Here is a 20,144-nt window from a genome sequence, read left to right on the forward strand (position 1 = left end):
ATTTTTTGTTTTCAGCGGAGGTATAAATCTTCTTCAGCTGTTCAATGCGCGGATCCTTTTCGTTAGCCTTGGTGGTTACGAAGATGTTAACAAACGGGTTATCAGCGCGTTCGACCAACAGGCTGTCCTTAGACGGGTTCAGTTTGGCAACCAGTGCATAGTTGGCATTGATTACGGCAATATCAAGGTCGCCCATTGCTTTAGGAATAGAAGCAGCGTCCAGCTCTTGAATCTTGTAGTTTTTCGGATTTTTGGTAATGCTTGCTATAGATGTAGAAACATCGTTTTTATCCTTAACTTCGATGAAGCCTTTGTCAGCCAGAACCAGAAGTGCGCGAGCACCGTTGGACGGATCGTTAGGAATGCCGATGGTTGCGCCTGCCGGGATATCCTCAACCTTTTTATATTTGGTGGAGTAGATAGCCATCGGGAAGTTTACGGTTTTGAAAGCTTCAACCAGTTCGAATTTAGGTTCTTTTTTCAGGGTTGCTGCCAGATACGGAGCATGCTGCATGGAGTTGGCAAACAGCTCGCCCTGTGCCAGGGATACGTTCGGGGTTACATAGTCGGAGAATTCGACAACCTCAATTTTCAGGCCTTGCTTTTCAGCCAGCTTTTTAACGTTGTCCATGATTTCAGCGTGCGGACCGGCGGTTACACCGATTTTAACAGGTGCGTTCGGGTCAGCCTTTTTATCGGCTGCCTTGTTGTCATCACCGCAGCCTGCGGCGATGATGGTCAGTGCGCAAAGCGCAACGGTGAGTAAAAGTTTGGTAATCTCCTTCATAAGTTGTTCCTCCCTAAAATAATGGTGGTCTGCTGCCAGGCAGAAGCGGCTTTTTCTTTATTACGTCGATGAAACTCGCTTCATCGTTGTAAACCCTCATTTGGCTTGTAGATTACAGTTTGTTTTTGTTTAATTTTTTAGATGCGTAGTCGCCTAAGGACTGCATTGCCTGTACCATGACGATGAGCACGACAACGGTGGCAATCATAACATCCATCTGGAAGCGCTGGTAGCCGTAGCGAATTGCCAGGTCACCAAGACCGCCGCCGCCTAAGGTGCCGGCCATTGCGGAATAGCCGATTAAGCTGATGATGGCAAGCGTTACACCCAGTACGATAGAATGCATTGCTTCGGGAAGCAGTACCTTAGTGATAATCTGCATCGGGCTTGCACCCATAGCCTGTGCTGCTTCGATAATGCCGGGGTTAATTTCCAGCAGAGAAGATTCAATGATACGTGCAATGAACGGTGCTGCGGAAATAGTCAGCGGCACGATTGCTGCGGTAGTACCGATGGAAGAGCCGACAATCATACGTGTCAGCGGAATAATTGCTACCATTAATATAATGAAAGGAGTGGAACGCGTTGCGTTGACAATCGCACCCAGAATAGTGTTAAGCGGTTGGTTCGGCAGAATGTGGTCCTTGCGGGTTACGGTAAGAATTACGCCCAGCGGAATGCCGATTAAAGTGGAAAGTGCGGTAGAAGCGAAAACCATGTAGCAGGTTTCCCAAAAGGATTTTATTAAAAGGTCAATCATATCAGGACTCATAGCCAATTACCTCCGTTTTCAGATGCTGCTGATGCAGATATTCCAATGCATTTTTAATGCGCTCGCGGTTACCGGAAATCTCAATCAGCAGGGTGCCGAAGAGGACATCCTTCAGCTGGTCGGTATTACCGGAAATAATGCTTACGTCAACATCAAAATGTTTTACCATGCCGGAAATAATAGGCTCGCTGGCACTGTCGCCGATGAAGGAGATACGCACCAGCAGCTTGCTGCCTTCTGTATAGGTATCGCTTAATTTCATCTGTTTAACGATATCAGGCAGCTCGGCGTTGATAACGCTCTTGGTAAATTCCTTGGTAGTGGGATGCTGCGGATTGGTGAAAACGTCAATCATCGGGCCTTCTTCAATGATGTCGCCGCTTTCGATAACAGCAACGCGGTCACAGATGGTTTTTACAACCTCCATCTGGTGCGTAATCAGCACGATGGTCAGGTTCATCTTTTTGTTGATGTCCTGCAGCAGATGCAGAATAGATTTGGTGGTCTGCGGGTCGAGGGCGCTGGTTGCTTCGTCGCACAGCAGTACCTTAGGATTGCTTGCCAGAGCGCGGGCAATGCCTACACGCTGCTTCTGGCCGCCGGATAATTGGCTGGGATAATAGTTGGCACGGCTTTCCAGCTGTACCAGCTCCAGCAGCGGACGTACGCGCTTGTCGATTTCGCTCTTGCTCAGACCTTGGATCTCCAGCGGAAAAGCGATGTTATCATAAACAGTACGGCTTGCCAGCAGGTTGAAGTGCTGGAAGATCATGCCGATGCTTTGACGTGCTTTACGCAGCTGTGCTTCGCTCATGGCGGTCAGCTCCTGGCCGTCAACGAATACCTGGCCTGCGGTAGGTTTTTCCAGCATGTTGATGCAGCGCACCAAGGTGGATTTGCCGGCACCGGAAAGACCGATGATACCGAAAATTTCGCCGGCCTTGATGCTCAGGCTTGTTTTGTGCAGAGCATGGATGTCGCCGGCCTTGCTGTAGTAGGTTTTTTCTACATTAACTAGTTCTATCATTCTTGTGTTCCTTTCTAATGTGACTGCAAGTTTCAGCAGTCCTTATTTGAGTGTGAGAGATTATTTTCCAATAGAAGTCAGCGGATGCTGCTTGAGAGTCGCATTCTCCGGTGTACGTCTGCTGTCGGAATTGACGGCCGGCGTAAAAAAATCCTTCACCGGCACGGCGAAGGATACGTTGCATCTGTAATCTTCATCTGCCGGAATTATCCGTTGGAATTGGCACCGTTCACTGATGTGTGGTTGCCGTAGCTTCATCGGGCCAGTCCCTCAGCTACTCTTGATGAAATCTCTGTTAAGTTTGAATGAAATAATCATACATCTATTTTAGGATATTGTCAACAGTTTTGCGTAAAATTTACGAAAAAACTGTAAAGCTGTAAAGCTGCGTCCAATGGATTTCAGGAATTGCTCAAATTATATCAAAATACTAGGTAATTGTAAAGCGAAATGCGAAATTTTTTACAAAACCTGCGGAAAAAAGATTTTTTGTAAATTCTTCTTGACTTTCACAAGATAAAGTATTAAAGTATTTTTACAAGTTAGTGAGTTAAAGTACTATCGTTATATGCACGTAACGCACAGGAGGAAACTAAAAAATGGCAGCAAATATTCATGATCATTTAACAGACCAGTTATTCAAAGCGATTCTCAGCTTAAAGGATGAGGAGCAATGCTATAAATTTTTTGAGGATATCTGTACTATCAGCGAGCTGAAGGCAATGGCACAGCGCCTAGAGGTAGCGCGCATGCTGGATGAAGGCTGTATTTACGAAACTATCGTAGAGAAAACCGGTGCCAGCACCGCGACGATTTCACGCGTTAAACGTTGTCTTGTTTACGGCGCTGACGGTTATAATTCTGTCATGCAAGTTATAAAAGAGGGGAAGAAAAAAGATGACTAATAAGGTGTATCAGGTTCCCTACGGAACCAAGGATATTCTGCCGGGAGAGATGAAGACACGCCGCGGAATTGAAAATGCGATTATCAACGTTTTTGACAAATGGGGCTATGATGAGGTAAAAACACCTGATTTCGAATATGTTGATACTTTTGGCGCCGCAGGTAGCAAAGGGGACTTCCGTTTTTTTGACCGCAGCAATAATCTGCTGGCGCTGCGCAATGATATGACGGCACCGATTGCCCGTCTGACAGCGACACGCCTGCAGGGCGGCGAAAAGATTAAACGTCTTTGCTATCTGGCAAATCTTTACCGTTATGAAGAAATTCAGGCGGGACGCCAATGCGAATTCGAGCAGGCCGGTGTAGAAATGCTGGGTGCCAGCGGTGCCGCTGCCGATGCCGAGGTTATCGTGCTGGCAGCCGAAGCATTGCAGGCTGCAGGCTTGCAGAAGTTCGCTATCAGCCTGGGCCACGTTGATTTTATCAACGGCCTGGCGGAGGAAGCGGGCTTTGATGCTGCTCAGCTGCAGCAGCTGAAGGATTACCTGCGCCGTCATGATGCTGTGGGCATGCAGCAGATGGCAGATGCGATGGAAAATATCCGTCCGGAAATCAAGCAGCTTTTTGCCGATTTCCTCTTCCTGCAGGGCGGCATAGAGCTTTTGGACAAGGTTGCTGCAATAGTAACTAACGCTAAGTGCCAAGGCGCGCTGAATGATTTGCGCAAAATCTACAAGCTGGTGGATGCTTACGGTGCAGCAGGCTATTTGAGCTTTGATCTTGGCTTATATCGTTCGCTTGACTATTACACGGGCATGCTTTTTGAAGTGTATCTGCCGGAAATGGGTTATCCGGTGGCAGGCGGCGGACGCTACGATAAGATGATGCAGCGCTTCGGTCTGGAGTGCCCGGCAACAGGCTTTGCCGTTGGCGTGGACCGCGTACTGCTGGCTTTGGAGCGCAACGGTGTTGCTACCAATAACCGCACCTGGGACGTGCTGGTAACCTGGAGCGAAGGCAAGCTGCCGGAGGCGATTGCCAAAGCGACAGCATTGCGCCGCGAAGGTCGCAGCGTGAAGCTGCTGACCGAGGCTGCGGACCTGCAGGGAGCAGCGCTTGCCGTAAAGGAATATGGCTGTAAATCGTTAGTATATGTAGAATAAGCTTAAAGAAAAGATAGTATACACATTAAGCTTATAGCTGGGAAATATAGAGGGGTATTTTTATGGACGAATACATTACTATAGCATTGCCGAAGGGCAAGCTGTTCGATAAGTCTGTACGCCTGCTGGCGAAGGTAGGCTACAGCGCCGAAAACGTTACCGAGGATTCACGCAAGCTGGTAATCAGCAACGAGGAAACCAAGGTACGCTTTATTATTGCCAAAACCGTTGATGTACCGACGTATGTTGAATACGGTGCGGCAGATATCGGTATCATCGGCAAGGATGTACTGCTGGAGCAGGATAAAGACGTGGTGGAGCTTCTGGATTTGGGCTTTGGCCGCTGCCGTCTGATGATGGCGGTGCCGGAGGCCAAGCGACGCGCCAAGCTGACGGATTATGCTCACCTGAGGGTAGCAACGAAGTATCCGAACTGCGCCAAGGCTTATTTCAATAAGCTGGGAATTCAGACAGAAATTGTGAAGCTCAACGGCTCGATTGAGCTTGGACCTATCGTAGGCCTGAGTGAAATGATTGTAGATATAGTAGAAACAGGGCGCACCCTGAAAGAAAATAAACTGGCGGAGGTTGATTCTATTTTTACCGCTACTGCCAGACTGATTGCCAACCGCGCCAGCTTTAAGCTGAAATTTGCGCGCTTGCACAAGCTGGTTGAGGATTTACGTATTGTTTTAAATGAGGAGGATAAATAAAATGCAGGTTACAGACGCAAGAAAGATGAGCGCAGCAGAGATTGCTGCTTTAATGAAGAAGAAAGCTTTTGACGAGGTGGAATTATCTCCGCGCATTCAGGCAGGCACGGACGCTATGTTCGGCAGACACATGACGGCAGCACAGGTTGTTGATCAGATTGTTGCTGATGTGCGTAAAAACGGTGACGAAAGCCTTTTTTACTATACTAAGCTGATTGACCGCGTAGAGCTGACACCGGAAAATATCCGCGTAACCGAGGAAGAATTTGCGGAAGCGGAAGCGGAAGCTATTGTCAAACCGGAAGTAAAGGCTGCTTTGGAGCGTGCCATTGCCAATGTTATGAAGTTCCATGAAGAGCAGATGCCGAAAACCTGGCTTACGAACCGTCCTTACGGTTCACTGCTGGGGCAAAAGGTTACCCCGGTTGATTCCGTCGGTATTTATGTTCCCGGCGGCACTGCTGCTTATCCTTCGTCTGTAATGATGAATGCCTGCCCGGCAAAGGTGGCCGGCGTTCCCCGCATTGTGATGGCCGTACCGCCCGGAAAGGACGGCAAGGTTAATCCGAACGTGCTGGTAACGGCAAAATTAATCGGTGTTACCGAAATTTATAAAATGGGCGGCGCACAGGCAATTGCTGCACTGGCCTTTGGCACCGCAACCGTACCGAAGGTAGAAAAAATCACCGGCCCCGGCAATATCTTTGTAACCTTGGCGAAAAAAGCCGTTATCGGTCACGTTGATATTGATATGCTTGCCGGTCCGAGCGAAATTTTGATTGTAGCAGATGATAGCGCTAACCCGACTTATCTGGCAGCAGACCTTCTGAGCCAGGCAGAGCATGATCCGCTGGCCTGCGCCATTCTGATTACCGACAGCGAGCGTGTGGCCAACGCTGTGGGCGAGGAAATCGAAGTGCAGCTGGCACAGCTGCCGCGTAAGGAAATCGCCGGTACCTCTCTGCAGCAGGCAGGTAAGATCGTCCTTGCCAAGGATATGCCTACCGTTATCGAAATGGCTAACCTTTCCGCACCGGAGCACTTGGAAATCATGACTAAGGCACCGTTCGAAATTATGCCGTATATCCGTAATGCCGGCGCAATGTTCCTGGGTGCTTATTCACCGGAACCGCTGGGCGATTACTATGCAGGACCGAACCACGTTCTGCCGACAGGCGGTACGGCGAAATTCTATTCCGTACTGAACGTAGAAACCTTTATGAAGAAAACTAGCATTATTGCCTACACTGCTCCGGCACTTATGGCCGCTGCCGACGATATTATTACCTTGGCTGAAGCAGAGGGACTGCAGGCTCATGCAAACGCTATCCGTAAACGTGTGGGTAAATAAGGAGGCAGAAGATGAGTAGCTTTACTGTTCGCCAAAGTATTGAGGCGATGGAAGAATATGCCGTAGAAAGCGTGGCGGCGGATATTATTGTTAACGCCAACGAAAGTAATTACCAGCTGCCGCAGGAGATTGCGGAAAAGATTACCCAGCGCACCGCACGCTTCCCGTTTAACCGTTATCCGCCAATTAAATCGGAAAACCTGTGCGAAGTGATTGCCAAAGAGCTGGATGTAGATATTGACTGTGTAAAAATCGGCAACGGTTCCAGCGAGTTGTTGGAAAAGGCCTGTTATGTTTTTGGCGGGCCCGGCAAAAAGATTGCCGTACCCTGGCCGTCATTTTCTATGTACGGCGAATACGCTGCCCTTTCCGACAGCGAGGAGGTGCGCTATCCGCTGACAGCCGAAGGCTTTGTTGATGCTGACAGCGTTATCAGCTTTTGTAAGGAGCAGCAGCCTTCACTGTTGATTGTCTGCAATCCGAACAATCCTACAGGCAACTATAACAGCCTGGCAGCTATGGAAAAAATTATTGCTAATGTAGATTGCCCTGTTATTATGGATGAGGCTTACATGGAATTTGCCGATGGCAAGGAGCTGGCACCGAATGATTTGCGTCCGATGCACAAGCTGTGGCTGGTAGCAGGCTCTACTTTGAGCTTAGTCGGACGCTACAGCAATCTGATGGTTTTCCGCACCTTTTCCAAGGCCTATGGGCTGGCAGGTCTGCGCTGCGGTTATGCAGTGGGTGCGCTGGGGCTGGTGCGTCAGCTGGGCAAGGCGCTGCTGCCGTATCATGTAAATGCCTTTACGCTGATGGCCGCTAAAACAGTTTACGAAAACAAGGAATTGTATAAAGAACGCATCAAAACCATCCGCGAGGAACGCGATAAATTTGCAGATTGTCTGAAAACCTTAGGCTTTAAGGTATGGCCGACGGCAACTAATTTTGTTACCTTCCGTGCGGAGGGGGAACTGATGCAGCAGCTTGCCAAGGCTTATGCGGCGAAATTTAGCGAAAGATTGCCGGAGCAGGCGGCAGGAGGCAAGCTGATCTTTAAATATCTTTTGGCCAACAGTATTCTGGTGCGTGATTTCAGCACGCATCCGGTGCTGCAGGGCTGCTTGCGTATCACTATCGGCTTGTCTGAAGAAAACAAGCAGATTATTGCTAAAATCACCGAGCTTTGTGCGGAGGTAAAAGCATGAGAAGCGGTAATGTAGAAAGAAAAACACTGGAAACAGGCATCAGCGCCGAATGGTGCCTTGATGGCAGCGGCAGCTGCGAAATAAATACAGGCATCGGCTTTTTTGACCATATGCTGACGCTTTTGGCGAAGCACAGCTTCAGTGATCTGGTGGTGCATGCTGTGGGCGACTTAGATGTTGACAGCCATCATACGGTAGAGGACTGCGGTATTGTTTTAGGCCAGGCGCTGAAGGAGGCTGTGGGCGATAAGGCAGGCATTCACCGTTACGGCAACTGCTTTTTGCCGATGGATGAAGCGCTGATACAGGTGTGTCTGGATTTCAGCGGCCGTCCGTATCTTGTTTTTGACGCGGATATTCCTAAGGTACAGCTTGGCATTTACGATGCCGAGATGACGGAGGAATTTTTCCGCGCTTTGGCAATGCAGGCAGGCCTCACGCTGCATATCCGCGTGCTTTACGGCAAGAATACGCATCACATCATCGAAGCGATTTTCAAAGGTTTTGCCAGAGCGTTGGCCGAGGCAGTAGCCTTTGACAGCCGTGTGCATGGTGTTATGAGCAGCAAGGGGACACTTTAATGCGTGTTATAAAGCACCGTTGCTTCACACATGTTTTGAGTTAGCATGAGGGAAAATATATGAGTAAAAAAATAACGATTATAGATTATGGCATGGGCAATCTTTACAGCGTGCAGAACGCACTGCGTTCTATCGGTGCGGAGCCTGTGGTGACAAGCGATGCGTCTGTGATTGCGCAGGCTGAAAAGATTCTGCTCCCGGGCGTGGGTGCTTTTGGCGATTGTATGGCTAACCTGGAAAAGTCGGGCCTGATTCCCGTGATTACGGAAAGCCTGCACAGCGGCAAGCCTTTTCTGGGCATTTGTCTGGGCATGCAGCTTTTGTTTGAGGGCAGCGACGAAGCGCCGGGCGTTAAGGGCCTGGGCTTCTTCAAAGGCAAGGTGCGCCTGCTTGATACCGAGCTGAAGATTCCGCATATGGGCTGGAATAAGCTGGAGCTGCGCAGTCCTTCACCGCTTTTAGAGGGTGCGGAGGGTGAATACGTTTACTTTGTGCACAGCTTCCATGCGGAGCCAGAGGACAGAAGCATTATTACCTCGGTCTGCGACTATGGCATGGAGGTTACTGCTTCCGTGGGACGCGGTAATGTTCAGGCCTTTCAGTTCCATCCGGAAAAGTCGAGCAGAGTCGGCATGCGCCTGCTGAAAAATTTTGTTGAATTATGAGGGGAAAATTATGATTATATATCCTGCAATAGATATCCGTGGCGGACGCTGCGTGCGTCTGACGGAGGGACGCTTTGATGCAGAAACTGTTTTTGCCGATGACCCGGCGGAGATGGCTGCCAAGTGGGCGGCCTGCGGTGCCGAATGGCTGCATCTTGTTGATCTTGACGGTGCGCTGGCGGGCGAGGGCAAAAACCTGCCTGTGATTGAACGCATTCTTAAAACTGTAAAAATTCCTGTCGAGCTTGGCGGCGGTATTCGCAATCTGCAGGCAGTAGAAAAGCTTTTGGAGCTGGGTGTGGAGCGCCTGATTTTGGGCAGCGCTGCCGTAAAGAATCCTGAGCTTGTCAAAGAGGCCTGCGCCAAATATCCCGGACATATCGCTGTCGGCATTGATGCGAAGAACGGCGATGTAGCTATCGAAGGCTGGGGCGAAGGAAGCGGCGTTGTCGCAACCGAGCTGGCCAAGCGCATGGCAGAATATGGTGTGGCAACGATTATCTTTACCGATATCAGCCGTGACGGTATGCTCAGCGGCGTAAATGCCGAAGCGACGGCGGCGTTGGCGCGTGCCTGTGGCGTACCGATTATTGCCAGCGGCGGTGTAGCTTCGCTCGATGATATCCGCAACGTAAAAAAATACGAAAAGGATGGCGTAGCAGGCTGCATTATCGGTAAGGCAATTTATACCGGTGCCGTTAATCTGCCGGACGCTTTAAAAATTGCTGCGGCAAAGGAGGAATAAGATGCTTACGAAGAGAATTATTCCTTGTCTTGATGTTAAGGAAGGACGTGTTGTTAAGGGCACGAACTTTGTCGGTCTGCGTGATGCCGGTGACCCGGTGGAACGTGCGGCGGCTTATGATGCCGAGGGTGCTGATGAGCTTGTTTTCCTTGATATTACTGCGACCTTTGAGGAGCGCAAGGCGATGCTGGATGTTATCAGCAGAACTGCGGCCAAGGTTTTTATGCCGCTGACAGTCGGCGGCGGCATCAGCAGCGTGGAGGATATCAAAAATTCTCTGCGTGCCGGTGCTGATAAAACCTCGCTCAATTCCGCAGCGGTAAAAAATCCGCAGCTGATTGCCGACGGTGCCAAACTGTTTGGTAACCAGTGCATTGTTCTCGCAATTGATGCACGTAAATGCGGTGAGAACAAGTGGGAGGTTTATGTGCAGGGCGGGCGTAAGCCGACGGGACTTGATGCCGTGGAATGGGCAAAAAAAGGTGTAGCGCTCGGTGCCGGAGAAATCCTGCTGACAAGCATGGATGCCGACGGCACGAAAAACGGCTATGACATTGCTCTGACGAAGGCCGTAAGCAGTGCCGTAAATGTGCCTGTTATCGCCAGCGGCGGTGCAGGCAAGCTGGAGGATTTCTATGATGTGCTGACAGAAGGTGGCGCTGACGCTGTGCTGGCGGCCTCTGTTTTTCACTATAAAACCTTCACCATTAAGCAGGTGAAGGAGTATCTGCGTTCTCGAGGTATAGAGGTGAGGTTATAATGCAGATCGATATTTCTAAAATCAAATTTGACAGCAGAGGTCTTGTGCCTGCTGTTGTTGTAGATGTACGCACGAACGATGTTGTTATGCTGGCGTATATGAATGAGGAGTCATTGCTCAAAACATTGGAAACAGGTTATACCTGGTTCTGGAGCCGCAGCCGTCAGGAGCTGTGGAACAAGGGCGCAACAAGCGGTAATCTGCAGAAGGTTGTAGAGCTGTTCTATGACTGTGACGGTGATGCATTGCTCGTAAAGGTAGAGCAGCAGGGAGTAGCTTGCCATACAGGCGAATATTCCTGCTTCCATAATGCGCTGTGGCATACGTCCAATCTGCCGGTGCCTGAGGTAGAAGGGCTGCCGAAGGTTATCAGCGAGTTGTACCGTATGATTTTGTACAAGCGTCAGGCTGATGATGCAGAGATGAAGTTCCTTATGAGCGGCAGTCAGGATAAGCTGCTGCAAAAGCTGGGCAACGAGATTACGGAAACGATTATCGCGTCCAAGAACGGCGAGAAGGATAAGGTGCTGCACGAAATGGCAGATTTGTGGTATCACTGCCTGGTGCTTTTGGCTTATCACAACATTACGCCGGAGGAGCTGCTGCGTGAGCTTGGGGGCAAGAGAGCGTAAGGAAAATTTTACAAAACCAAATATGTATGCTAGACTATAAACAGTTGCATGATTATTTTCACTTAGCGAAAAGATCGTGCCTGACTGTGTGAGTCAGTGGCATCTGTCGAGCTTTCGGCAGATGCCTTTTTTATTGACACCACATATGACACCAAGTATAATGGAGATAGAAAGAAGCTATGTCACAATGGGAAAAGCTACTGTACAAGCTGAAAAAATTATCACATGATATGCGGTTTGAGGAATTGCAGAAAATATTGGAAAGCTATGGCTATGAAATGCAATCTCCGCAAAGTGGCAGCAGCCATTTTTCGTTTCGTAAAAAGGGCAGAGCTGTTATTACTATTCCTAAGCATAAACCGATCAAAAAGGTGTATATTAAGTTAGTTAAAAATATTGTGGAAAGCGAGGAAGAAAAATGAAAACTTTAGAAGATTACATGAAGTTGAATTATCGCCTTGAGTTTGAACCTGATGAAGATGAAGGCGGTTATGTTGCTTATTTTCCTGAGCTTCCCGGCTGTATTACTATGGGGGATACTATTGAAGAGGCAGCGGCAAATGCAGTTGATGCTAAGCGTACATGGCTGGAAGCTGCCTTGGAAAATGAAATGGGAATTCCTCTGCCTGAGAAAAAGGATAAATATTCCGGTCAGTTTAAACTTCGTGTGCCCAAGGCTTTGCATAAGCTTTTGAGTCAGCATGCTAAGCAGGAAGGTATCAGTATGAATCAGTATTGTGTGTATCTGCTTACTCGTAATGATGCTCTTAATGCCAAATAGATAAGATTGAGCGTAACTCATCAAAAATAGAAATCTGCTGTGCGAAAGCGTGGCAGATTTTTTATTACCTTTGTAACAATTTTCTTTTCCTGCTATAACCTGAGATACTTTTTTTCGCTAAAGCATTACAAAAGCATTTAAATATAGTATAATGATAACATATTATTTTCTGGCACTATTTTAGGGAGAGGTGTAATTACTCATGGATGAAAGAAATAATAAACCTGTGCCGCAGCTGATAGAGGTTGAGCCAATGCAGGATGGCTACCGCTGGGTCGCAATTACGGCGATGCTGCTGGCAATCGGTATTATTCTGCACACTGTAAGTCCTAACGTCGGCGGTGTAACGCCTAACTGGACAATTGCTATGTACTCTATTGTTATCAATCTGACGCGTCCCAAGCTGTCTCAGGCTATCGGTATCGGTTTTATCGCTGGCCTGACACTGGTACCGTCCTCTAAATCGGCTTTCCCGCTGGGCAATGTTGCCAGCGAGCTGGCCGGTGCGACTGTCTGCTGCCTTTTGGTTGAGGCTATGGTTAAAATCGGTATCAGCGAATGGAAGCTGCGTCCGTTTATCACCGGCTTTGTTGCTACGATGACCAGCGGCGGTCTGTTTACTTTTATCCTGAAGCTTATTTTAGGCTTGCCGCTGCACGTATGGATTTACGCTATGCTGCCGGTTGTTGCGATTGTAGGCCTGCTTAACGGTTTGATAACCTTCTTCCTGTACGCTCCCGTGCGGAAGCTGTTTTACTTTCAGGAGGATGAAAAATAATGGAAAGCGTAATCAACGTAGAGAATTTTTACTTTGCCTATAAAAAATCGGATCTGGTGCTGCGGGATATCAACTTTGAAATAAAAAAAGGCAGCTTCACCGTTATCACCGGACCTAGCGGTGCCGGTAAGACAACGCTGTGCAAGGCTATGACCGGTATCGTCCCCTATTACATGGGCGGACGCTACAGCGGCGATGTTAAAATTAACGGCGAAAGCACTAAGGGCAAGCGCGTCAGCGATATTGCCATGCGTGTGGGCTTTATTATGGAAGACTACGAAAGCCAGCTGGTTTCATTGACTGCCGGCGAGGAAATTGCCTTCAGCCTGCTTAACCACGGATTTGCGCCGCATGAGGTTAAAGAACGCACCAGACAGGCGCTCGAGGATGTAGGCCTGCCGGGGCGCGAAAGCTATCAGCTGGACGAGCTCAGCGGTGGTCAGCGTCAGCGTCTGCTTTTGGCAGCAACGCTTGCCGTGCATCCGGAGATTATTGTGCTGGATGAGCCTGTATCTGCAATGGACCCGGACGGTGCACGTTCCCTGTATAAGCTGGTAGACAAAATCCATAAGCAGTACGGTACAACGATTATTGCCGTTGAACATCGCGTGGATTATGTGCTGCCTTACGTAACGGATATGATTGTACTGAACGAGGGCGAGCTGGTGGCGGCTGATGCCTTTGAGGCTGCTGCTCCTAAAATGTACGAAAATCCTGCATTACGTCCGCTGCTGCCGTCACTGTGGCAGATTAAGCTGGGCCTGGAAGAAAAGCTCGGCGTGGATTTGGGCGATTGGCGCAGCGAAGAGGATGCGCTGGCTGATTTTCGCACCTATGGGATTGTTGCGGCAGAAGGGAGAGCTGACTGATGTTAGAAGCAAAGGATGTCAATTTCGCTTATATGCGTGGACAGCCTGTAATCAAGGATATGGATTGCAAGATAGAGGACGGAGAATTTGTGGCGTTGTTGGGACATAACGGCAGCGGTAAAACAACCTTGAGCCGTCTGTTTATGGCACTGTGCCATCCGCGCAGCGGTCAGGTTTTTGTTGACGGCGAGGATATCGTTAAGCGTGAGCCGGCAGATTTGGCCGATAAAATCGGTTACGTATTCCAAAACCCGGACCTGCAGATTTTAGAGGATACTGTATTTGATGAGGTTGCTTATGGGCCGCGTGCCAAAAAGCTGACGGAAGCAACTATAGAGCGTCAGGTAAACGAAGCGTTGGAGGCTATGGGCCTGACAGAGCTGAAGGGTGAATATCCGCGCCTTCTGTCCTTCGGTCAGAAGCGACGCCTTGGCGTTGCGGCGGCACTGGCACTTAATCCGCGCACGCTGATTCTGGACGAAATTACCAATGGCCAGGATGCGTTGGAAAAGGAAGCTATGATGAGCTACCTGCAGGCAATCAATGAAAAGCGCGGCATTACGATTGTACTGATTTCGCATGATATGGATATTGTACGTCGTTACGCTAAGCGTGCAATTGTATTGCATTACGGCAAGCTGGTTTACGACGGTACGCCGGTGAAGCTGTTTGACGGCAGCCAACCGGTAGAGCGCTGGGGTCTGTGCCGTCCTACGGTAGCAGCTCTGGCTGCATCCTTGGGAATTGAGGCCGCAACTGCCGAAGAATTTTGCAAGCAAGTTATTTGTAAGGAGGGAAGCAGATGAAGCTGACAGCCTTTACACAGATTATAGTTACTCTGGCGGTTACTGCCTGGGTGTTCATTCTGCCGGTAGAAGCGGTAGCCACGATTCTTGTTTTGGAGCTGGCGCTGCTGTTATACATTAAGCATGACAGAATGACGATGGCTGCTATCGGCGGTCTGGCAGTTTTCACCGGTATGATGATTTTACTGCAGCTGCTTTTCGGCTCTCCGCTTGATGTATCGCTTACCGGCGGCCTGCGTATGCTGGTTATGACGATGGCGTTTTTGTGCCTGTTGGCAGCGAGCCGAATTCAGGACATTGCCAAGGCTTTGGTAGACCGTTTTCATATGCCCTGCGAATATGCCTTCATGCTGACTACGGCGCTGCGCTTTGTGCCTAACTTTCTGACCGATAGCGGTATTACGCTGGATGCACAAAGCTGTCGCGGCTATTCTAACCGTGGCAATATGTTCAAGCGCTTCTTCGCTTATCTGGTTGTTATCCGTCCGCTGGTTATGCGTGCGGTAGCAAAATCGGAAACACTGGCACTTTCCATGGAGCTGAAGGGCTTTGGCGGTAACACCTACAAGAATATGCCGCCGGCACCGCTGCGCTTCGGCGATATTTTCGTACTTCTTTTGGTAGTAGTGCTGAGTACTTATCCGCTGTGGATTAAATATCTCTAATAAAAAACAAAGAACTGCGAAAGCTCTGTGCAGTGTATTGCTGTACAAAGCTTTAGCAGTTCTTTTTTGTTGCGTAAACAATTTTTATTCTCCCTTGGTCTGGAATTCGGCAATGGCAGGATTAATCAATGCCATATAATAACCGGCGACAACCTCGGGACCGGGATTCATTTTGTTTTTGAGCCACCAGCGAATCATGCCGACAAAGCTGCTAGTGAGGCTGTTGATTAAGAAGTCCTCCGGCACTCTTTGTGAGTATTCGTCGTAGGACCCGCTCATCTTGATGCTGACGTTCTGCAGCATGTAATCGCGGAAGAAGCCTAAGAACAGCGTACCGTCATCGTAATTGATGATGCCCAGGTAGTATTCGCGTTTGTCGCGCAGGTGATAAAGGATGTGTGTGATACGAGTTTCCGTGTTTTGCGGCATTTCGGGAAAATTATGTGTGGAGCAGGGAGGGATAACCGGACTGAAGATATGGTCGAAAAGCTCAAAGCAGATTTGGCGTGCCAGATCATCTTTGGTTTCGAAGTGGCTGTAAAAGGTGCTGCGGCCGACATCGGCTGCATCGATGATATCCTTAACGCTGACTTTTTCATAGCTTGTTTTGGTAAGCAATTTGACAAAGGCATCGATAATTGCCTGTCTGGTCTTTTTTTGTCTTCTGTCCATGGTATGCAATGCTCCTCTCCCGATAATGTACATTTTATGAAAAGTGTTCATTAAAGTACGAATCTCGATTTTTGTAGATAGATTTTTCACCCAAATTAGATTATCATATACATAGAGTTTAGTCAAGAACTTGACTTCGCTTCATAATATACTCATACTCATCAAAAAACGTAAAAGGCGTCCGGCGGCAAACGGACGCTTTTTGCGTTGTGCGCAAAAATACAAAATCCCGCGGTCTTATGGCCCGCGGGGTTTTGCTTTTGATGAGTATTGAGTAGAAAAAAGGGTTGAGCTGTATACCTTATGTTTCCGCACAAGCTACAGAGTATGTTGTAAAAGCTCCCAGGGGATGAAGCTTTTTACAGTTATATTGAAGGGAAAGAGGAGTAATTAATTTTTACTATTTTTGTCTTGCGTTAATGCTGAGGCGGTTGGGGAAATTCGCCGTTGTGATGTCTGTAGCCATGGAATTCTTCCTTATGGTGTTTGTAGCCACGGTATTCACCTTTATGATGTTTGGGCGGCTTCGGCGGCAGCGGTCTGTTGGCTCTTATAGCCTCGCGCTGCTCGGGAGTCATATGCTGCAGACGCTCGTGGCGTACCTGGCGCTGCGCCATATCGTCCTTAATGAACTGCTGCACTTCGGCCTTTTGAGCCGGTGTGAGCTTAGCCATGGTTTCTTTGGCGTATTTTTCGTGAGCTTCCTTGCGATCTTTACGCATTTTTTCTATAGCTTTTTCACGCTGTTCGGGTGTCATGCTTCTCCATTCCGCACGCAGCTTCTGGTGCTCGGCACGCTGTTCGGGTGTAAGCTTAGGACCTTGGCGATGCATTCTGTGAGCCGGCGGCGGGCAGGGACGGTCTGCGTCATTTTCGTGCAGAATAGCATTTACACGCTCGCTCATAGAAGGCTGCGGCGGACAATCTGCAGAGGCAGCAAAAGCGCTGGTGCAGAAGGCTGTTAAAACTGTACCGGTAACGAGAATCTTTTTCATGTTCAACATCAGAATCACTCCTTATATCTTTAAATCGTTTAGTGGAATTTTGCTTTGATTAAGGCTTGGCTTTTAGCTGTTCCTTAACTTTGCTTATATTGTACAGGCATTTTATGACTTTTTTATGTTTTTAGTCTTAATTTGAGCTGAAAAATATCTTTTTTTGCGTCATACTTTTAACACACATAGACGTTAAAATATAATATAATGAAAGAAAAGCAGCTTAAGGAGGTTTGGCGATGAAGAAAATGCTTATCGCTGATGATAATAAACAGATTACGACAATTTTATCCGGTTATGCCAAAAAGGAAGGCTTTGAGCCGGTTGTTGCGCTGGACGGAGCAGAGGCACTGGATAAATATCTGCAGTATGAGCATGAAATTGCTGTCGTGCTGCTGGATGTTATGATGCCGGAGATAGATGGCTTTGAGGTTTGCCGCCGTCTGCGCAAGGAATCCATGGTGCCTATTATTATGATTACGGCGCGTGGTGAGGATTACGACAAGATTATGGGTTTGGATATCGGTGCGGACGATTATGTGATTAAGCCGTTCAGCGCACCGGAGGTGATGGCCCGCGTGCGTGCGGTACTGCGTCGTCTGGGGGCGCAGGAGCCGGCGAACGCTCAGACTCTGTCTTACGCAAATCTGTACATTAATTTGGAAAAGTATGCAGTGCAGATTAACGGTGAAGATGTGGCACTTACAAAAAAAGAAATCGAGCTTTTATGGACGCTGGCGAAAAATTCTACGAAGGTTTTCAGCCGTGATAATCTGTTGGACAGTATCTGGGGTTATGACTATTTCGGTGACAGCCGTACTGTCGATTCGCATATCAAGCGCCTGCGCGCTAAGCTGGATAAGTACGAGCACCCTCTGTGGGAAATCAAAACTATCTGGGGCGTAGGCTACCGCTTTGAGGGACACAAGGATGAATAATAAAATTGCTTTAAATCTGACGTTGTACTTTTCAGCGGTCTTGCTTGTTTTTGCGCTGATTATCGGCGGCGTTTTTTACCAGTTCTTCAAACAGCAGACAATTGAAATCAAGGAAAAGGAAATGCGTCTGCGGGCGGAGAAAATTGCCGAAGTGCTGAGCGATAATATGGAGCGCATGGAAAGCCGCCACGGTGATGGTATTGCCAACAGCAAATTTATCAGCTATCTGGATAATGTGACGCAGGAAATCGTCTGGGTGGTGGACAGCAATCGTCAGCTGAGCATCAATAAGGACAGTGTACAGCGTCAGCGTCGTGAGGTACAAAAGCATCATGAGCATAGCGGCTTTGGCCTTTTTAAGCGTCCCCTGCCGCCGATTGCCTGGAAGGAACCGCCTAAGACTTCTAAGGAAGCCTATGAAAGACTGCCTGCACAGGTCAGAGAAAAGGTTGAAGAGGGCTTTAGCGGAAAAGAGTTTATTATAGAAGAATATAATCCTGTTCTGGATGGCATTATGCTGACTGTAGGCAGACCGATTTATGACAGCAAGGGACAGGTAAAGGCTGTGCTTTTGCTGCATTCTCCGGTAGCAGGATTGCAAGATGCTATCTGGTCTGGTCTGCGTATTCTGCTTATCAGTCTGCTGGTGGCAATGGCTTTGGGCATGTTGCTTTCGGTAGTGCTCAGCTGGCGCTTTACCGGCACGATAGAAAAAATGAAAAAAATTGCCGAGCGTCTGGCGGAACGTGATTATAGCGCCCGCACCAACATTAAGCAAAATGACGAAATTGGCGAGCTGGCGCGTACGCTGGATATTCTAGCGGAGCGTCTGGAGCTGGCAGATGCCGAAAGCCAGAAGCTGGAAAAGCTGCGCCGCGAGTTTATTGCCAACATTTCGCATGAGCTGCGCACGCCTGTAACGGTTATCCGCGGCAGTCTGGAGGCCTTGCGTGACGGTGTAGTTACGGAAAAGGCGGACGTTGAGGAATTCCATGAGCAGATGTATAAGGAAAGCCTGTTTTTGCAGCGACTGATAAATGATCTGCTGGATTTGTCGCGTTTGCAGAATACGGATTTCCCGATTGAAAAATCACCGTTGAACCTTGTCGATGTTATACATGATGCAGTGCGCAGCGGCAGGCAGCTCGGTGCTGATAAAAAGCTGCAGATTACATGCAGTGCGGATAAGGACATTTACATGCTGAACGGTGATTACGGACGCTTGCGGCAGATGCTGATGATTTTTTTGCATAACAGCATCAAGTTTTCGCCCGAAGGCAGTGAAATTAAGCTGGAGCTGGCAGGCAACAGGCTGAAGCTTATTGACCATGGCTGCGGTATTAAGGAAGAGGATATTCCGCATGCCTTCGACCGCTTTTATAAGGCGCGCAATGAGCATAATAAGAGCGGCAGCGGTCTGGGACTGGCAATCGCCAAGCAGATTGCCCAGCGCCATGATATGCAGCTGGAGCTGCAGAGCAAGCTGGGCGAGGGGACAACGATTATTATCGGTTTGCCGCCCGAGCTGAAGGAAAAGGAGTATACGGATGAATAAGATGAATTACGGCTGTGAAGGACTTTGTGTCGCTATCAGCGGCGGTACGTCGGGCATTGGCCTGGCGGCGGCGCTGCGCTTTTTGACGGATGGTGCGCGGGTATATATTTTGGGACGCTCCGTGGAACGCGGTGCGCAGGCTTTGCGTTATCTGGAGGAGCAGACAGGAAAGCAGGCAGTGTATATTTCCTGTGACGTGACGAAGCAGGCTGAATGCAAGGCTGCAGTGGCAAAGATTGCCGAGCAGGAAGGCAAGCCTGACTGGCAGCTGGATATTTTGGTAAACAGCGCCGGCTTTTATCGCGAGCAGCGTCTGGAGCAGCTTACGGAAGCAGATTTTGATGCGATGATGAACGTCAACGTTAAAGGCATGATGTTTTTGATGCAGGCAGCCCTGCCTTATCTGCGCAGCAAAAGCAGCGTGGTGAATATTGCGTCGGATGCTGCTGTCAGCGGCAATTACGGCTGTGCGCTTTATTGTGCTACTAAAGGCGCAGTGGTGGCGTTTACTAGAGCACTGGCGCTGGATTTGGCGCCGAGCGTGCGCGTGAATTGCGTCTGCCCGGCAGACGTGGATACGCCGCTGCTGGCGCAGCAGCTTGCTGATGCGAACGGCGGTTATACACTGGCAGATGTGGCTGCAGCCTATCCGTTGCAGCGGATTGCTGCAGCCGGTGAGATTGCTCACGTAATCTGCAGTCTGGCGTCCCCTGCCAACAGCTTTATGACCGGCAGCATTGTAACTGTTGACGGCGGCCTGACAGCCGGATAAATATT

Annotated in this window: 24 protein-coding genes and 1 riboswitch; of the genes, 19 read left to right on the forward strand and 5 right to left on the reverse strand. The window is 48.9% G+C overall.

What is annotated here, in order from left to right; all coding sequences use genetic code 11:
* The 3 genes from HMPREF9443_RS09490 to HMPREF9443_RS09500 all read right to left on the reverse strand — a co-directional run.
* Positions 1-787 (reverse strand): MetQ/NlpA family ABC transporter substrate-binding protein (locus tag HMPREF9443_RS09490; RefSeq protein WP_009146390.1); only part of this gene is annotated, 787 nt, incomplete at its 3' end.
* A gap of 112 nt (positions 788-899) precedes the next feature.
* Entirely contained in the window at positions 900-1,559 is a 660-nt protein-coding gene (locus HMPREF9443_RS09495; protein ID WP_009146391.1) for a methionine ABC transporter permease, read from the reverse strand.
* A complete protein-coding gene (locus HMPREF9443_RS09500) occupies positions 1,549-2,586 on the reverse strand; it encodes a methionine ABC transporter ATP-binding protein (RefSeq protein WP_009146392.1) in 1,038 nt (345 codons plus the stop codon). The genes HMPREF9443_RS09495 and HMPREF9443_RS09500 overlap by 11 nt, the downstream gene beginning before the upstream one ends.
* Before the next feature lie 190 nt (positions 2,587-2,776).
* Positions 2,777-2,876, reverse strand: a riboswitch (SAM riboswitch).
* Positions 2,877-3,185: 309 nt separating this feature from the next.
* Here HMPREF9443_RS09500 and HMPREF9443_RS09505 point away from each other — a divergent pair.
* The 16 genes from HMPREF9443_RS09505 to HMPREF9443_RS09580 all read left to right on the forward strand — a co-directional run bounded on the left by HMPREF9443_RS09505 (position 3,186) and on the right by HMPREF9443_RS09580 (position 15,207).
* Positions 3,186-3,491, forward strand: a complete 306-nt coding sequence (locus HMPREF9443_RS09505; protein WP_009146393.1) for a YerC/YecD family TrpR-related protein — start codon at positions 3,186-3,188, stop codon at positions 3,489-3,491.
* Entirely contained in the window at positions 3,484-4,653 is a 1,170-nt protein-coding gene (hisZ, locus tag HMPREF9443_RS09510) for an ATP phosphoribosyltransferase regulatory subunit (RefSeq protein WP_009146394.1), read from the forward strand. Before HMPREF9443_RS09505 ends, hisZ begins: the two co-directional genes overlap by 8 nt.
* Before the next feature lie 62 nt (positions 4,654-4,715).
* On the forward strand, positions 4,716-5,366 hold the full coding sequence (gene hisG, locus HMPREF9443_RS09515; RefSeq protein ID WP_009146395.1) for an ATP phosphoribosyltransferase: 651 nt from the start codon (positions 4,716-4,718) through the stop codon (positions 5,364-5,366).
* A gap of 1 nt (position 5,367) precedes the next feature.
* Positions 5,368-6,717, forward strand: coding sequence for a histidinol dehydrogenase (gene hisD, locus HMPREF9443_RS09520; RefSeq protein WP_040565471.1), 1,350 nt, complete (start codon positions 5,368-5,370; stop codon positions 6,715-6,717).
* 11 nt (positions 6,718-6,728) lie between these two features.
* Positions 6,729-7,925 carry a pyridoxal phosphate-dependent aminotransferase gene (locus HMPREF9443_RS09525; RefSeq protein WP_009146397.1) on the forward strand — a complete coding sequence of 399 codons (1,197 nt, stop codon included), beginning with the start codon at positions 6,729-6,731 and terminating at the stop codon, positions 7,923-7,925.
* Complete coding sequence (hisB, locus tag HMPREF9443_RS09530) at positions 7,922-8,506, forward strand: imidazoleglycerol-phosphate dehydratase HisB (RefSeq protein ID WP_009146398.1); 585 nt, start codon at positions 7,922-7,924, stop codon at positions 8,504-8,506. Before HMPREF9443_RS09525 ends, hisB begins: the two co-directional genes overlap by 4 nt.
* A 59-nt stretch (positions 8,507-8,565) precedes the next feature.
* Positions 8,566-9,171 carry an imidazole glycerol phosphate synthase subunit HisH gene (gene hisH / locus HMPREF9443_RS09535; protein WP_009146399.1) on the forward strand — a complete coding sequence of 202 codons (606 nt, stop codon included), beginning with the start codon at positions 8,566-8,568 and terminating at the stop codon, positions 9,169-9,171.
* Positions 9,172-9,181: 10 nt separating this feature from the next.
* Positions 9,182-9,916: a 1-(5-phosphoribosyl)-5-[(5-phosphoribosylamino)methylideneamino]imidazole-4-carboxamide isomerase gene (gene hisA, locus HMPREF9443_RS09540; RefSeq protein ID WP_040565472.1), complete on the forward strand. Its 735-nt coding sequence runs from the start codon at positions 9,182-9,184 to the stop codon at positions 9,914-9,916.
* Between the two features lies 1 nt (position 9,917).
* A complete protein-coding gene (gene hisF, locus HMPREF9443_RS09545) occupies positions 9,918-10,676 on the forward strand; it encodes an imidazole glycerol phosphate synthase subunit HisF (RefSeq protein WP_009146401.1) in 759 nt (252 codons plus the stop codon).
* Entirely contained in the window at positions 10,676-11,308 is a 633-nt protein-coding gene (hisIE, locus tag HMPREF9443_RS09550; protein WP_009146402.1) for a bifunctional phosphoribosyl-AMP cyclohydrolase/phosphoribosyl-ATP diphosphatase HisIE, read from the forward strand. The genes hisF and hisIE overlap by 1 nt, the downstream gene beginning before the upstream one ends.
* Positions 11,309-11,487: 179 nt before the next feature.
* Positions 11,488-11,730, forward strand: a complete 243-nt coding sequence (locus HMPREF9443_RS09555) for a type II toxin-antitoxin system HicA family toxin (protein ID WP_009146403.1) — start codon at positions 11,488-11,490, stop codon at positions 11,728-11,730.
* Positions 11,727-12,089 (forward strand): type II toxin-antitoxin system HicB family antitoxin, encoded by a 363-nt coding sequence (locus tag HMPREF9443_RS09560; RefSeq protein WP_009146404.1) that lies wholly within the window; start codon positions 11,727-11,729, stop codon positions 12,087-12,089. Before HMPREF9443_RS09555 ends, HMPREF9443_RS09560 begins: the two co-directional genes overlap by 4 nt.
* Before the next feature lie 202 nt (positions 12,090-12,291).
* Positions 12,292-12,867 carry a tryptophan transporter gene (locus tag HMPREF9443_RS09565; protein WP_009146405.1) on the forward strand — a complete coding sequence of 192 codons (576 nt, stop codon included), beginning with the start codon at positions 12,292-12,294 and terminating at the stop codon, positions 12,865-12,867.
* The gene (locus HMPREF9443_RS09570) at positions 12,867-13,736 is read left to right on the forward strand and encodes an energy-coupling factor ABC transporter ATP-binding protein (RefSeq protein ID WP_009146406.1); all 870 of its coding nucleotides are present in this window, start codon (positions 12,867-12,869) and stop codon (positions 13,734-13,736) included. Before HMPREF9443_RS09565 ends, HMPREF9443_RS09570 begins: the two co-directional genes overlap by 1 nt.
* A complete protein-coding gene (locus tag HMPREF9443_RS09575) occupies positions 13,736-14,542 on the forward strand; it encodes an energy-coupling factor ABC transporter ATP-binding protein (RefSeq protein WP_009146407.1) in 807 nt (268 codons plus the stop codon). The genes HMPREF9443_RS09570 and HMPREF9443_RS09575 overlap by 1 nt, the downstream gene beginning before the upstream one ends.
* Positions 14,539-15,207 (forward strand): energy-coupling factor transporter transmembrane component T, encoded by a 669-nt coding sequence (locus HMPREF9443_RS09580; protein WP_009146408.1) that lies wholly within the window; start codon positions 14,539-14,541, stop codon positions 15,205-15,207. The genes HMPREF9443_RS09575 and HMPREF9443_RS09580 overlap by 4 nt, the downstream gene beginning before the upstream one ends.
* An 84-nt stretch (positions 15,208-15,291) precedes the next feature.
* On the opposite strand, the gene HMPREF9443_RS09585 is transcribed toward HMPREF9443_RS09580, so the two are convergent.
* Positions 15,292-15,879: a TetR/AcrR family transcriptional regulator gene (locus HMPREF9443_RS09585; RefSeq protein WP_040565473.1), complete on the reverse strand. Its 588-nt coding sequence runs from the start codon at positions 15,877-15,879 to the stop codon at positions 15,292-15,294.
* Between the two features lie 416 nt (positions 15,880-16,295).
* Positions 16,296-16,883, reverse strand: coding sequence for a hypothetical protein (locus HMPREF9443_RS09590; RefSeq protein WP_009146410.1), 588 nt, complete (start codon positions 16,881-16,883; stop codon positions 16,296-16,298).
* 230 nt (positions 16,884-17,113) lie between these two features.
* Here HMPREF9443_RS09590 and HMPREF9443_RS09595 point away from each other — a divergent pair, with 230 nt between their 5' ends.
* From HMPREF9443_RS09595 to HMPREF9443_RS09605, 3 genes are read left to right on the forward strand one after another with little or no spacing between them, the layout of a single operon-like run.
* Positions 17,114-17,812 carry a response regulator transcription factor gene (locus HMPREF9443_RS09595; RefSeq protein WP_009146411.1) on the forward strand — a complete coding sequence of 233 codons (699 nt, stop codon included), beginning with the start codon at positions 17,114-17,116 and terminating at the stop codon, positions 17,810-17,812.
* On the forward strand, positions 17,805-19,367 hold the full coding sequence (locus HMPREF9443_RS09600; RefSeq protein ID WP_009146412.1) for a sensor histidine kinase: 1,563 nt from the start codon (positions 17,805-17,807) through the stop codon (positions 19,365-19,367). Before HMPREF9443_RS09595 ends, HMPREF9443_RS09600 begins: the two co-directional genes overlap by 8 nt.
* On the forward strand, positions 19,360-20,139 hold the full coding sequence (locus HMPREF9443_RS09605) for an SDR family NAD(P)-dependent oxidoreductase (RefSeq protein ID WP_009146413.1): 780 nt from the start codon (positions 19,360-19,362) through the stop codon (positions 20,137-20,139). The genes HMPREF9443_RS09600 and HMPREF9443_RS09605 overlap by 8 nt, the downstream gene beginning before the upstream one ends.
* Positions 20,140-20,144: the final 5 nt, after the last annotated feature.

The sequence above is a fragment of the Phascolarctobacterium succinatutens YIT 12067 genome, from assembly GCF_000188175.1.
In the GTDB taxonomy this organism is placed as follows: Bacteria; Bacillota; Negativicutes; order Acidaminococcales; family Acidaminococcaceae; genus Phascolarctobacterium_A; species Phascolarctobacterium_A succinatutens.